Origin of the sequence: Nitrosophilus labii (assembly GCF_014466985.1) — a bacterium.
Lineage (GTDB): Bacteria > Campylobacterota > Campylobacteria > Campylobacterales > Nitratiruptoraceae > Nitrosophilus_A > Nitrosophilus_A labii.
This window is the reverse complement of record NZ_AP022826.1, coordinates 262,523-276,150: the sequence shown is the minus strand read 5'-3', so window position 1 is coordinate 276,150 and position 13,628 is coordinate 262,523. Positions and strand designations below refer to the sequence as shown.

15 protein-coding genes are annotated in these 13,628 nt (G+C 34.2%); 8 read left to right on the top strand and 7 right to left on the bottom strand.

The features are described 5' to 3' along the window. Positions 1 to 28 precede the first annotated feature (28 nt). Genes secF through yajC form a run of 3 tightly spaced genes read right to left on the bottom strand, consistent with a single transcriptional unit; the run spans position 29 to position 2,863 of the window. Positions 29 to 1,000 (bottom strand): protein translocase subunit SecF, encoded by a 972-nt coding sequence (secF, locus tag NIL_RS01505; RefSeq protein ID WP_187647887.1) that lies wholly within the window; start codon positions 998 to 1,000, stop codon positions 29 to 31. After that, positions 1,000 to 2,577: a protein translocase subunit SecD gene (secD, locus tag NIL_RS01500; RefSeq protein ID WP_187647886.1), complete on the bottom strand. Its 1,578-nt coding sequence runs from the start codon at positions 2,575 to 2,577 to the stop codon at positions 1,000 to 1,002. The genes secF and secD overlap by 1 nt, the downstream gene beginning before the upstream one ends. Before the next feature lies 1 nt (position 2,578). Next, positions 2,579 to 2,863: a preprotein translocase subunit YajC gene (gene yajC, locus NIL_RS01495; protein ID WP_187647885.1), complete on the bottom strand. Its 285-nt coding sequence runs from the start codon at positions 2,861 to 2,863 to the stop codon at positions 2,579 to 2,581. On the opposite strand from yajC, the gene NIL_RS01490 reads away from it, so the two are divergent. The 4 genes from NIL_RS01490 to NIL_RS01475 are packed head-to-tail and all read left to right on the top strand — an operon-like array spanning position 2,808 to position 6,222. After that, positions 2,808 to 4,157 carry an apolipoprotein N-acyltransferase gene (locus NIL_RS01490; RefSeq protein WP_187647884.1) on the top strand — a complete coding sequence of 450 codons (1,350 nt, stop codon included), beginning with the start codon at positions 2,808 to 2,810 and terminating at the stop codon, positions 4,155 to 4,157. The genes yajC and NIL_RS01490 overlap by 56 nt on opposite strands. A gap of 54 nt (positions 4,158 to 4,211) precedes the next feature. Beyond that, entirely contained in the window at positions 4,212 to 5,126 is a 915-nt protein-coding gene (gene cysK, locus NIL_RS01485) for a cysteine synthase A (protein ID WP_187647883.1), read from the top strand. A gap of 4 nt (positions 5,127 to 5,130) precedes the next feature. Continuing rightward, positions 5,131 to 5,712 (top strand): aminotransferase class IV family protein, encoded by a 582-nt coding sequence (locus tag NIL_RS01480; protein ID WP_187647882.1) that lies wholly within the window; start codon positions 5,131 to 5,133, stop codon positions 5,710 to 5,712. Positions 5,713 to 5,769: 57 nt separating this feature from the next. Next, entirely contained in the window at positions 5,770 to 6,222 is a 453-nt protein-coding gene (locus NIL_RS01475; protein WP_187647881.1) for a hypothetical protein, read from the top strand. A 396-nt stretch (positions 6,223 to 6,618) separates the two neighbouring features. On the opposite strand, the gene NIL_RS01470 is transcribed toward NIL_RS01475, so the two are convergent. Beyond that, a complete protein-coding gene (locus NIL_RS01470) occupies positions 6,619 to 7,521 on the bottom strand; it encodes a LysR substrate-binding domain-containing protein (protein WP_187647880.1) in 903 nt (300 codons plus the stop codon). Positions 7,522 to 7,740: 219 nt separating this feature from the next. Here NIL_RS01470 and NIL_RS01465 point away from each other — a divergent pair, with 219 nt between their 5' ends. The 4 genes from NIL_RS01465 to smpB are packed head-to-tail and all read left to right on the top strand — an operon-like array spanning position 7,741 to position 11,945. Beyond that, complete coding sequence (locus tag NIL_RS01465; RefSeq protein WP_187648540.1) at positions 7,741 to 9,786, top strand: ATP-dependent helicase; 2,046 nt, start codon at positions 7,741 to 7,743, stop codon at positions 9,784 to 9,786. A 14-nt stretch (positions 9,787 to 9,800) separates the two neighbouring features. Then, complete coding sequence (truB, locus tag NIL_RS01460; RefSeq protein ID WP_187647879.1) at positions 9,801 to 10,724, top strand: tRNA pseudouridine(55) synthase TruB; 924 nt, start codon at positions 9,801 to 9,803, stop codon at positions 10,722 to 10,724. Between the two features lie 5 nt (positions 10,725 to 10,729). Further along, positions 10,730 to 11,494: a 4-(cytidine 5'-diphospho)-2-C-methyl-D-erythritol kinase gene (locus tag NIL_RS01455; protein WP_187647878.1), complete on the top strand. Its 765-nt coding sequence runs from the start codon at positions 10,730 to 10,732 to the stop codon at positions 11,492 to 11,494. 1 nt (position 11,495) lies between these two features. Further along, the gene (gene smpB, locus NIL_RS01450; protein ID WP_187647877.1) at positions 11,496 to 11,945 is read left to right on the top strand and encodes an SsrA-binding protein SmpB; all 450 of its coding nucleotides are present in this window, start codon (positions 11,496 to 11,498) and stop codon (positions 11,943 to 11,945) included. Positions 11,946 to 12,063: 118 nt separating this feature from the next. On the opposite strand, the gene rplS is transcribed toward smpB, so the two are convergent. The 3 genes from rplS to rimM are packed head-to-tail and all read right to left on the bottom strand — an operon-like array spanning position 12,064 to position 13,627. Further along, positions 12,064 to 12,420 carry a 50S ribosomal protein L19 gene (gene rplS, locus NIL_RS01445; RefSeq protein WP_187647876.1) on the bottom strand — a complete coding sequence of 119 codons (357 nt, stop codon included), beginning with the start codon at positions 12,418 to 12,420 and terminating at the stop codon, positions 12,064 to 12,066. A 20-nt stretch (positions 12,421 to 12,440) separates the two neighbouring features. Then, positions 12,441 to 13,109, bottom strand: coding sequence for a tRNA (guanosine(37)-N1)-methyltransferase TrmD (gene trmD / locus NIL_RS01440; RefSeq protein ID WP_187647875.1), 669 nt, complete (start codon positions 13,107 to 13,109; stop codon positions 12,441 to 12,443). Further along, complete coding sequence (gene rimM, locus NIL_RS01435) at positions 13,106 to 13,627, bottom strand: ribosome maturation factor RimM (protein WP_187647874.1); 522 nt, start codon at positions 13,625 to 13,627, stop codon at positions 13,106 to 13,108. Before rimM ends, trmD begins: the two co-directional genes overlap by 4 nt. Position 13,628 lies beyond the last annotated feature (1 nt).

Genomic DNA, 13,628 nt, shown 5'->3' with positions numbered 1-13,628 from the left:
TTAGCTAACGACTACTGACTAATGACTATTACACAACTCCTTGTTCATACATCGCTCTCATTCTCTCTTTTTCCTGAGCTCTCTTTTTCTTCTCAGCTAATTTAGCCCTATATTTTTGCAGATTAAAACCTAGCCAGCCCAACAGCGGAGAAGCCACGAAAATGGAGCTGTAGGTACCTACAACTACACCTACGAGCAAAGTAAAACTAAACCCTTTAATAATCTCTCCTCCAAACAAAAATAGCGTTAAAACAACGAAAAAAGTGGTTAAAGAGGTAAGAGTGGTTCTAGATAAAGTTTTAGTAATCGACTCGTTGATGACTCTGTTTAGATCGTTTGTTTTAGCCTCGACTATACCCTCTCTGATCCTATCAAAAACTATGATGGTATCGTTTAGCGAATAACCTAAAATCGTCAAAAGAGCCGCTAAAATATCCAAGTTAACCGGAACGTTAAAAAGGCTTATGGCGCCTAAAGCTATCGAGACGTCGTGAACTAGAGCCAATACGGAAGCTAAAGCGAATCGATACTCAAATCTGATAGAAACATATATCAAAATACCAATAATGGCTATAACCATAGCCATCATACCCTTTTCTCTTAACTCACTTCCAACTTTGGGTCCTACTATATCCACTCTTCTTATCTCATAATTGCCCGTCCCTTGTAAAACTTCTCTCGCTATATCTCCTATATCTTGACCGAGCTTTTTGGTTGAGGTTTTAACTCTGATAATAATCTCTTCATCACTTCCAAACTTTGTAACGGCGGCGTCTTTAAAAATCTCACTTTTTTTGAGAGCCTCTCTTATCTCTTTTATATTTACAGGCTTATCGTACCTAACCTGAACGATTGTTCCGCCGGTAAAGTCGATACCGAAATTAAGTCCTTTGGTAAAAAGAAGTATGTAAGAACCTAGTATCAAAAACAAAGATATAGATATAAATAGTTTGCTTTTGCCCATAAAATCGTATATTTTATCCGTCTTAAAAAACTCCATCATTTACCCTTTACTTTTAAACCAAACCACAAAGATAGATTTTTGCTTTTTTCAATCTTTGGCAAAAGAGCCTCATAAATGCCGTGCGTTCCCAATATAGCGGTAAGCATAGAAGCTAAAATACCAATGCTTATGGTAATAGCAAAACCTTTAATAGGTCCCGTTCCGTATGCGTAAAGCACAACAGCCGCTATCAATGTGGTGATATTTGCGTCCAAAATAGCGCTCATAGCGTTCTTATATCCTTGCTCTATCGCTTTTTTTATACTTACACCTTCTCTTAAAAGCTCCCTTATTCGCTCACTTATAATAACGTTGGCATCCACCGCCATACCGACAGTTAAAACAATACCCGCCATCCCAGGAAGCGTGAGCGTAGCGCCAAAGAGAGCCATTACACCTATTATCAAAAATAGATTGGCAACCAGAGCAATATCGGCTATAATCCCGGCAATTCCATAGTAAAAAATCATAAACAAAACAACGATCACAAATCCGCTTATAAGCGCTATAAGACTCGCTTTTATACTATCGGCGCCTAGACTTGGTCCAACACTCCTTTTTTCTAGTAAAAATACGGGAGCTAGTAAAGCGCCGCTTCTTAGGGCGATAGCTACGTCGTGCGCCTCTTGAACGCTAAAACCTCCGCTTATCTGACCGCTTCCGCCGCCTATTCTCTCTCTGATTACCGGCGCTGAATATACTTTGTTATCTAAAACGATCGCTAAATGTTTTCCAACACTTTTAGCGGTAAAATCACCAAAAATCTTAGCACCTTCACTGTTTAAAGTGAAGTTAATTACGGGCTGATTGTTTTGATCAAATGCAACCTTCGCATCAATTATCATAGAACCGTCAAGTATAGGGATCTCTTTTAAAAGATACTTTATCTTCGGATTTTTAGCATCACTTAATATCACATCACCATACTCAGCGGCCTCTTCAGGACTCATCTGATATACTCTTGCCGCCCTGTCCTCATCTACGGCCATAAGTTGTAGATGCGCCGCTTTTGCTATAAGAGATCTGATCCTTTGTTCTTGCTTAGGAGTTTTTATCCCAGGAAGCTCTACCAAAATCTTATCTTTTCCTTGTTTTGCCACATTTGGTTCGGCTAATCCAAACTGATCAAGCCTGTTTCTTATGGTATCTACCGCCTGATTTATCGCGTACTCTTTTACAGACTCTATCTCCTGAGGCGTTAAAGTAACAACGTAGTGAAGAGAGTGTTTTTCTACTTTCAACCCGGAAATGTTTTTTAACATCTCATCCATTTTAGGCTCATCATCTTTATCAAGCAGAGTAAATTTTATATCTTTATCTTCTATTTTTAAGTCTTCGAGCAATATATCGTTATCTTCGGCAAAATATTTTATGCTTGAGGCAATAGATTTGATTTTTGATTTGATAGCTGCATCCGTATCTACTCCCAAAAGCATATGAAGACCACCTTGCAAATCCAAACCAAGCGTTATCTTCGGTCCCTCTTTGAGATTTAAAAAAGAGGGGATAGAAAGTGCTATCCCCCCCATAAGAGCTATGAGGAAGATAACTAAACGATAGTTTAAAACCCTCATTTTAACTCTCTAATTTTTTGGCTATAAAGTTTTTGTCAATTTTGACTATTACTTCCTCATTAAGCTTAGCTTTGATAAAATCCTCTTCAGGTTTTACAACCTCAACGATCAAACCGCCGTTAGTGACGACTTTGTCACCTTTTTGCAAAGAGTTTATCATCTCTTTGTGCTTTTTAGCCTGTTGCTGTTGCGGTCTGATGATCAAAAAATAAAAGATAGCAAAGATTATGATGAGTGGTAAAAGTGAACCCAAAATCCCTGTAGCTCCTACAGCTTGTCCTTCCATATCCATCCTTTTTAAAAAAATTTCACGCTATTTTAACATCTATTTGCTAATAAAAGCCTTTTTAATTGCAGCGGCTTTTAGTTTTTTTATATACGTTGAAGCTTTGGGTAAAAGTTCTGAACTATTAAATACCTTAACTGGTGTTGTAGCTATCTACTTTATCCTCAAAGCCGACAAAAAAGAGCTATTTTGGATAGGCTTTTTCATAGGTATTTTGTGGTTTTACTGGATAGGACTTAGTTTTAGATATTATAATCTTTTTTGGATGATCCCCATAGTAATTTTATTTGTAGGCGTAGTTTACGGGATAATTTTTTGGTTGATTGGAAAATTAACCGAGTTGACAACGAATATTTTTTCCTCTTTTTCAATCTATCTTCAGCCTTTTATAAAAAGTCTATTTTTATCGATATTAAACTATATTCACCCTTTTGGATTTAACTGGTTTATTCCTGAGCTAATCTTTTTAAACAGCTATTTAGAATCAAACAAATCTAGCTTTTTAATAATTTTGCTATCAATTTCATTTTTAACACTCTACAACCGCTTTGAGATGAAAAAAAAAGTAGTCTTTGTTTTGGCAGCTATTAGTTTGTTGATATTTGCAAAAAAAGAGATGCAAACAGAACCAAAATTGGCACCAATTAAAATATATCTTTCTCAAACTACCATACCCCAAGATAAGAAGTGGGACCCGCTACTTCAAACGAAGATAATCGACGAAAATTTCAAAATCATAGAAGAAGCGATTAAAAAAAGATATGACTTGGTTGTATTGCCAGAGACCGCTTTTCCTCTATATCTAAATACCAGAAAAAATATTTTGAACACCCTTAAGAAAATGAGCGAAAAAATCTCCATAGTCGCCGGAGCTCTACATCTAAAAGAGGGACTCTCTTACAACTCAACTTATATTTTTACAAATGGAGATTACATTATCGCAGACAAAGTAGTTTTGGTTCCTTTTGGAGAAGCTGTGCCTTTACCAAAACCTTTAGCTAAACTGGTAAACAAAGTTTTTTTTAACGGAGCAGAGGATTATAAAAGAGCAAAGTATCCTACAGATTTTGAGATAAATGGAGTTAGATTTAGAAACGCTATCTGTTATGAAGCGACTCATCCTCTTCTTTATAAAAATACTCCAAAATATCTGATAGCAATCAGCAACAACGCCTGGTTTACACCCTCCATTGAGCCCACATTACAAAATCTTATAATAAAATATTACGCAAAAAGCCATAGAATCGTAGTTTATCACTCGACTAATATTGCAAAAACAGCGGTTATTTGGTAATATTTCTAAGTAAATAAAAGCTCTTGCATACACATAACGAGCAAAGGAAAAATCATGAAGATAGCAAAAAATATAACAGAACTTATCGGAAATACTCCATTAGTTATGATTAACTCTCTATCTAGCGAATTTGGCGCAAAAATCATTGGAAAATGCGAATTTATGAATCCGACAAGTTCCGTTAAAGATAGAATAGGATTCAATATGATAAGAAGAGCCATAGAGAATGGTAAAATAAACGAAAAAACCACTATTATTGAACCAACAAGCGGCAATACTGGTATAGCGCTAGCTAGTGTATGCGCATCTTTTGGACTAAAACTGATACTTACAATGCCAGAATCTATGAGTCTTGAGAGAAGAAAGCTTCTAAAAGCTTTTGGTGCCAAACTGGAACTAACCCCGGCTGAATTAGGTATGAAAGGAGCTATAGATAAAGCTTACGAGCTACTTGAAACGATAGAAAACTCATATATGCCAAATCAGTTTGACAATCCATACAATCCTGAGATCCATCGATTAACTACCGCTAAAGAGATTTTAAGAGACACAAACGGAGATATCGATTGCTTTGTAGCCGCAATTGGTACCGGCGGAACTATAACAGGAACGTCGGAAGTTTTAAAAGAGCATAATCCCAATATCAAAATCTATGCGGTGGAGCCTAAAAACTCTCCCGTGCTCTCAGGAGGAAACCCTGGGCCTCACAAGATTCAAGGCATAGGCGCCGGATTTGTTCCAAAAATATTAAATACCAAAATCTACAGCGAAGTTATTCAGGTAAGAGACGAAGATGCCATTAAAATGAGCCAAAAGATAGCAAAAGAAGAAGGACTTTTAGTAGGGATATCTAGCGGGGCCAATCTTGTAGCGGCCTGCGAAGTGGCAAAGAAAAATCCGGGAAAAACGATAGTGACGATTCTTTGCGATACGGGTGAAAGATACTTAAGTACAGAGCTGTTCGAGTAAAATAGTGAAAGAAAAAATCTTTTTTGAAACAATTAAGATAGAAGATGGGAAAGTATTTCATATAGATTATCACAATAAAAGGTTAAATAAAACTATAACAGACAATTTTGGCTTAAAAAAGGATATAAAACTACAAAACTTTATAGAGTCGCCACCCAGTGGCCTTTATAGATGTAAAATAATATATGATAGAGATATTTTACAAATCTCTTACTATCCATACAAAATAAGAGAGATAAAAAAGTTAAAACTTATAAAGTCGGATATTGACTATTCATACAAGTATCTAGATAGAAACGACATAGACACTCTCTTTGAAAAAAGAGGCGAAGCGGATGATGTTTTGATTGTAAAAGAGGGATATATAACAGACACATCAATAGCTAATATAGCCTTTTTCGACGGTAAAAAATGGCTAACACCAAAAAAACCTTTGCTAAAAGGGACAACTAGAGAGAGACTTTTAAAAGAACAAAAAGTTTTTTTAGCCGATATAAAAGTAAAAGATCTAAAAAAGTTTGAAAAATTTGCTCTTATGAATGCAATGATTGGATTTTACGAAATCAAAGAGGGTATAATTATATAAGGGCATAACTATTTAAAATTTATAAAGTTATCCATAAATCCTTTTTGAAAGGAAACTATGCTTTACGATATTTTACAAGAAGATGAATTTAGCGCAATACTTAAAAATCACGCAACTGATTTGATTAGATATTTTTTGGAAAAAGATGAGCCTTTTGGAGTTTTAGCGAGAACGGAGACATTAAGTTTCAATCCAGATATTCCAAAAGAGATAAAAGAGACTTTTGCTGAATTTACACTATTTTTGCTTGTTAATTATACTTTAGAAAGTGCCTACACAGAAGATAGCAAGCTAATTTTTGAAGCTGGTTTTGGAAGCGAAAATATAGGAAGTGTTGTTACGGTTCCTATAGAATCGATTTTACAGATCATAGTTGATGAAACTCCCATATTTGTAAATCTAACGGCAACAATCAACAAACCAAGAAAAGAAGAAGGTATTAAAAGTTCGATGGAGGCGCTTTTATCAAATCCGGAAAATCAAAAACTTTTGAAAAAGAAGAAAAAGTAGTTTATAATTTTATACTCAAGCACACAAAGAACGGTAATTAAAAGCCAACTGCTTTATATTTATAGCTCCGCACAGAAGAGTCGTTAAAAATCGTGAAATGCTTCACGATTTTAGCTAGCATGGGTATAGTGATCTGCAAAGTTTATCTTTGCGCCACAATACGCTAGAAAAAGCATTTATGCAAATTTTTTGCATAGTATACGCCAGGTTACCGATTAAAAATATTATTTATTAACTAAAAATCTTGTGCTGATTCTAAGCAAAGATTTTCTTCAAAGTAATTCAGCTGTGCATATGCTCATCACTAATAAAACTTAGGATTCGCATATACACACAACTTTCACTCAGACACGCAAAGCAAGCAGTTGCTTTACTAAGCTTTTAGCTTGTCCTCACTCATTTATTTTTTAGTTTCAAAAGAAAATCCACAACTTTTTCTATAAAAGCATCATGTTTTCTATCTTTTGTATAAACTATAAAAAACTTTCTTTTTAGTTTATGTCCCTTAATTCTAGCCTCATAAAGTTTTCCACTTTCTACTTCACTTGCGATTGCATACTTTGAGATAATAGATACCGTTGGATTATTTTTATCAACCGGACTTCTAAGAATTGTCTGAACAACTGCGGTAGAACTGCTAACTTCGCTAATAACATTAAAATTTTTACACTCTACGCCCATCGATTCAAAAAGCTCCGAAACCATCTTTCTAGTATGACTACCCTCTTCCCGACATATCCAGTTAAAATTGTAAAGATCCTCTTTTTTGATATATTTTGGAAGAGGAGTGTTACTAAAAAGAACCAACTCATCTTCCATCCATTCTCTATATATAAGTCCATCTTTAAAAATTGGAGACTCAATTAGACCTATATCGCACTTCTTATCCAAAACCTCATTGAGTATCTTTTCGCTAACTTCAACTTTTATAAAAACATCGTTATTTATAGCCTGTTTTATATTGTTCAAAACTTCAGGCAATACATAGTTTCCTATAGTAAAAGAGGCACCTATTATAAAAGTAATCTCTTTATTGATTATCTTAAAAAGCTCTTTTTCGGCATTATTAATACATCTCTCCATCTTCTGAGCGATTCTATATACCTCTTCACCCTCCTTTGTAAGTCTTATTCCGTTTTTTTTCCTTTCTACAATCTTAGTTTCCAGATAATCTTCTAAAAACTTTATCTGCTGAGTAACAGCAGGTTGAGAAATCCCAAGTTTAGCTGAAGCTTTGGAAAAACTTTTCTCTCTTACAACCGTTAAAAATGTTTCCAATTTTGAGAAATCTTTTAGCATAATCTTCCCTCATTTTCAGCATTATTAGCAAAAATTATCTTATTGGTGAAATTATAACAAAATATAATGAATAATTCAATAACTTTTTCTAATATTTCATATATTTTCGTTTTATATAATGAAAATATATACTTATCTAAACGGTTATATGCAATATAAATTCATATTTTGATATAATAAATATACTTTATATAACTATAAGAGTAAATAATGAACAATATGGATAAAATTTTCAACCATTTAAACGAATCTCAAAAAGAAGCGGTAGAGACCATAGATGGTCCTCTTCTAATTTTAGCCGGAGCAGGAAGCGGCAAAACCAAAACTATAACTTCTAGGCTAGCCTATCTATTAAAACTTGGAATTGATCCTGCCAATACTTTAACTCTAACATTTACCAACAAAGCAGCAAAAGAGATGAGAGAGAGGGCTCTTTCATTGATAGAAGATAGCGTTTATCCTCCCCTTCTTTGCACTTTTCACAAATTTGGCCTTCTGTTTTTAAAATTTTATATACAAGAATTAGGAAGAAGCAACACTTTCGTAATAATAGATACAGATGATAAAAAGAGAATCCTAAAATCTTTTGAACCGGACATCCCAATCCCTTTAATTGCAAGCGAAATTTCAAGATACAAAAACTCATTGATAGAGCCAGAAATTGCACTTGAAAGCGCTCAGCTTCCAAATTTTAAAAAGATTGCTGCAATCTATCAAAAATATCAAAACTATCTAAAAGAGAACAATCTGGTAGACTTTGATGATCTTTTAGTTTTAACTTACAAAATTTTGGACAAAAATGATGATTTATGCACTCAAATCAGTCAAAGATATCAATACATAATGATAGACGAATACCAAGACACTAACGAACTTCAGTATCTGCTTGTGAAAAAACTCTGCTACACACATAACAATATATGCGTAGTAGGTGATGACGATCAGAGTATCTACGGATGGAGAGGCGCAAATATAAAAAATATTTTGGAATTTCCTAACCATTTTCCAAACACAAAAGTAGTTAAACTCGAAAAAAACTATAGATCTACTCAAGAGATACTAAAAGCAGCCAACTCTTTGATAGAGCATAATAGAAACCGCTTAGGCAAAAAATTGGAAGCTGTTATTGGAAAAGGGAAGCCTATTGAGATATACGAGTCGAAAGATGAAATTGAAGAGTCGGCAAAAATAGCCAAGAAGATAAAAGAACTTTTAAATGCAGGTGCCGATCCTAAAGAGATTGCCGTTTTATTTAGAATCAACGCTCTTAGCCGCTCACTTGAAGAGGGACTTAATAAAGCTAAAATACCTTATAAACTCGTGGGCGCTATGAGGTTTTACGAAAGAGCTGAGATAAAAGATCTTATAAGTTATCTTAGAATTGTTGCAAACCCTTATGACGACTTTTCTTTAAAAAGAGTTATCAATAGACCAAAAAGAGGCATAGGAAAAATTACATTTGACAAACTCCAAAAAGCCGCATACGAAAACAGAAAACCTATCATAAGTTATTTAACAGAAGCCGATGAAAAAGAACTTATCTCTTTAATAGGTAAAAAAAACTATAAAACTATAAAAGAGTTCATAGAAGGCTTGAGTCTGTTAAAATCTTTATCACAGGAATCTTTATACAAATTTGTAGATGAGATTGAAAATATTTTTGGACTAAGAAGATATTATGAAAGTATGCCAGACGGCATGGAAAGAGTTTTAAATATAGACGAATTCTACGGACTTTTTAGAGATTTCATAAAACAAAATCCCGAAAGTACACTAGACGATTTTTTAAACGAACTTTCACTACAAAGCGATCAGGATCAGATAGATGGTGAATCTATCTCTATTATGAGCGTACATGCAAGTAAAGGACTAGAGTTTAGATACCTTTTCGTAATAGGACTTGAAGAGGGTTTCTTTCCCCTAACCGGTGATGGTAGCGATATAGAAGAAGAGAGACGCTTGGGCTACGTTGCTATAACAAGAGCACAAGAGGAACTTGTTTTAAGCCACGTTCACAGCAGGTTTTATAAAGGCAGAAGAACCGAACTGATTAAAAGTCGATTTTTAAAAGAGGCGGGGCTTTGTGAAGGAAGCCTCTCTTTGGAAAAATCCACATCTTTTAAAAAAGGCGATTTGGTCAAACATAAAATCTTTGGCATAGGCAGGGTAACGGGTGTTAGCAAAGTGGGACGCGAGTTTAAACTCTCTATAAATTTTAGCGGACAAAAAAGAGATATTTTGGCTTCTTTTGTTGAAAAAATATAAGTAAAGGTTGAAGGATGAAGGAAGAAGGAAGAAGGTTAAAGATAGAAAGTAAAAAATTGAAAAATGAAATTATTCCTTCAACCTTCTACCTTCTACCTTCTAGCACCTCTCTTTTTGTAACATACAAACCCCCTTTTATTGGCTCAAATAGATTTCTTTCTCAAATTAAAAAAAAATATAAAATCAAAAAGGCCGGATATTCTGGAACATTAGATCCTTTCGCCAAAGGCGTTTTGATAGTGGCTTTTGGAGAATACACAAAACTTTTTAGATTTTTAAAAAAAACACCAAAAGTTTATGAAGCCACCTTGTGGCTTGGAGCTAAAAGCGAAACATTAGATATAGAAGATATAGATGATATTAAAAATATTTTGCCTATAAACTACAAAAAAGTAAAAGATGTAGTAGAGTCTTTCAAAGGAGAGATAAGATATACTCCGCCTAAATATAGCGCAAAAAAAGTTGGAGGTATTAGATCTTACGAACTTGCCAGAAAAGAAAAGGATGTAAAACTTCCAGAAGTTACATCTTTTGTTTATGATATCGAACTTATAAACTATTCACACCCTTTTATAACCTTTAAAGCAAAAGTAAGCGAAGGGACTTATATAAGAAGTTTAGGAGAGCTAATAGCTAAAAAACTTGGTACTGTCGGTACCCTAAGCAGTCTTGAGAGACTCAGAGAAGGAGAGTTTGTATATGAAAATGAAAAAGCTTTAAATCCGGTAAAATATCTAAATACTAAAGAGAACTTTACCTGCCTGTCAAAAGATGAGATAAAAAACGGCAAAAAGATATTTCTAAAAGATCTAAAAATCAAAGAGGAAGGAGTCTTCCATCTAGTTTTCGATAATTTTTTCACAATAATAGAGATTAAAGATAAAAAGGTGAAGTATCTTTTAAATCATATTGGGTTAAATATAGATTGTGGAGAATGAATAAAATGAAAACAAAAGCTCATGCAAAAGTAAATATCTTTTTAAAAATAGTTGGTACCAGAGGCGACTATCACGAACTCATCTCAAGATTTGTCAAGATAAAAGAGCTGTATGATGTGATAGAGTTTATCCCGGGAAACTTTGAAAAATTTACTATAGAGGGATGCGAGGGGATAAAAAGAGAGGAAAATCTCATATACAAAGCTTTTATTAAACTTAACGAATATACGCAAAATCCGGCTATCATAGAGTTTTTCTATTATCATAAAGTAGTGGTTAAAAAAAGAATACCTCAAGGAGGAGGGCTTGGCGGCGGAAGTAGCGATGCGGCCGCTTTTATGAAACTTTGCAACGATGTTATCGACCTTAGACTTTCCATAAAACGACTTTCAGAAATAGGAGCTACAATAGGAGCTGATATCCCCTTTTTCATATACGATTATGAGAGTGCAAACGTTAGCGGCGTCGGAGAGATTATAGAAAAATTTGAAGAAGAGGTTCCAGATATTGAGCTAAAGTTTATAGATGAGAGGTGCGATACAGCCAGAGTTTATAAAAACTATAGAGAAAAATTTATGAAAATTTTCGAGATAGAGCTTTCAAATGAGCTTAAAAACTTGCCATCATATAAGATTTTGACTAAAATTTCGCCTCTAAAAGCAAATGATTTATATAAAAGCGCAATAGATCTTTGTCCTAAACTAGACTCTTTTAAAGATAGATGGTTTCTAAGCGGAAGCGGAAGCACACTTTTTAAGCTGAAGGAGTAAAATGAAAATAGTATCCACAAATAAAAAGGCTTTCCACGATTTTGAGATTATTGAAAAGCTAGAAGCCGGTATCGTTTTGGAAGGAAGTGAAGTAAAAGCCATCCGTGCCGGGAAAGTGAATCTAAAAGATAGTTTTATTAAAATTGTAAAAGGAGAGCCATTCATTTTCGGTATGCATATTTCTCATCTTAGCACTGCAAACCCTCACTTTAAACCTGATGAAAAAAGACCTAGAAAACTTCTTTTACACAAAAAAGAGATAAACAAACTGATAGGAAAAACCAGTGAAAAAGGTTATACCATAGTTCCTTTGAAACTATATTTCAACAATAAAAATCTCGCTAAACTAGAAATTGCTCTTGCAAAAGGTAAAACACTTCATGATAAGAGAGAAGCTATAAAAAGAAAAATAATGGATAGAGAAGCAAAAGCGGCTATGAAAAACTACTAATTTGCTTCAAAGCTTTTTAGTTATATTGTTTGTAACGTTTTTTAAAGCTTTTAGAAAATGGTTTAAGTGTTAGAAAAATCAAAGAAATGAGGTTCGAGAAGAACCTCAAACATAAAAGTTATTTTCTAAGCTCTTTAATTCTTGCTGATTTACCCTGTCTATCTCTTAGATAGTAAAGTTTCGCTCTTCTTACACGTCCGCGTCTTACTACTTTAATTCCTTTTATAGAGTCGCTGTATAGAGGGAATATTCTCTCAACGCCTACATTGTTTGCACCTATCTTTCTAACGGTAAAAGTTCTACCTGTACCTTCACCTTTGATTGATATGCAAACACCTTCAAAATCCTGTATTCTCGTTTTGTTTCCCTCTTTAATCTCAACTGATACTCTTACAGTATCTCCCGCTTTGAATTCAGGAACATCTTTCGATTCTATTTGAGATTTCTCAAAATGCTCTATATATCTGTTTCTCATCTTTAATCCTTTAGCTGATGTTACGCTTTTAAGCCAGGTCTGTAATAATTTGTTCTATAAATTGCCATTGCTTTTTTTAAGGCGCTTATTTTACTATGATTGCCCTTTAAAAATTCTGAAGGCACAAAGCTACCTTCAAAAATATTTGGCTTCGTAAAAGCAGGCGACTCTAATAAAGAGTTTTCGAAACTCTCCTCTTCTAGTGAATCTGGATTACCCAAAACTCCGGGAATATTTCTAGCAATTGCATCAGTCATACAAAGAGCTGCAAGCTCTCCTCCAGTCAATATAAAATCACCTATAGATAAGACCTCATCGGCCTCTTTTTCGATAACCCTCTCATCTATCCCTTCATATCTGCCACTAACAAAGATTAAATGCCTCTTTTGGCTAAGTCTTTTTGCATCTTTTTGATTAAATCTTTTTGCCGCGGGGGTAACAAATATTACCCAGCTATCTTCTTTTTTCATATCTCTTATACAATCAATCAGAGGCTGAGGAGTCATAAGCATTCCGGCCCCTCCACCAATTTTTGGAGCATCTACCTTTTTGTGTCTATTTTTGCTATAGTCTCTTGGATTGTGAAAATCTATAGATATAAGCTCTTCTTCAATGGCTCTTTTTAAGATGGAGTCTTGAAAATAACACTCCATCAGTTCTCTAAAGAGAGTAATAAAACTAAATCTCATGAAGCGTCCAAAATATCCAAAGCCTCTTTTACATCGACTCTTTTTGATTTTATATCAACATCTTCTATAAATCTATCTATAAAAGGTATCATAAAATTTTTTGCTTTACCGCTTTTAATCAGTTCATCATCTGTATTTACTAAAAGATAGTCGCTTGAAGGTAATCTTTGAATATCTTTAACTATCCCTACTCTTTGTCCGTTTTCAAAGACTTCACATCCGATAATATCGAACCAAAAATATTCACCCTCTTCGAGTTTGCAAGATTTTCTGGTATCTTCTACAGATGAAGTTATGATTTTATTGGTGAGTTTCTTTGCATCTTCTGGAGTGTTTATACCTAAAAATTTTATAATTCCTCTATTGGGATTATAATACTCTATAATCAGTTCTTTATCGGCTATTTTAAATTTTGCGCCTTTTTTGAACTGTTCGGGAAAATCGCTGATAAGATGAAGTTTCATCTCCCCTTTCAAACCAACAGAGCGGCCCAGTTTTGCAACATCTACCTTTTGCAAA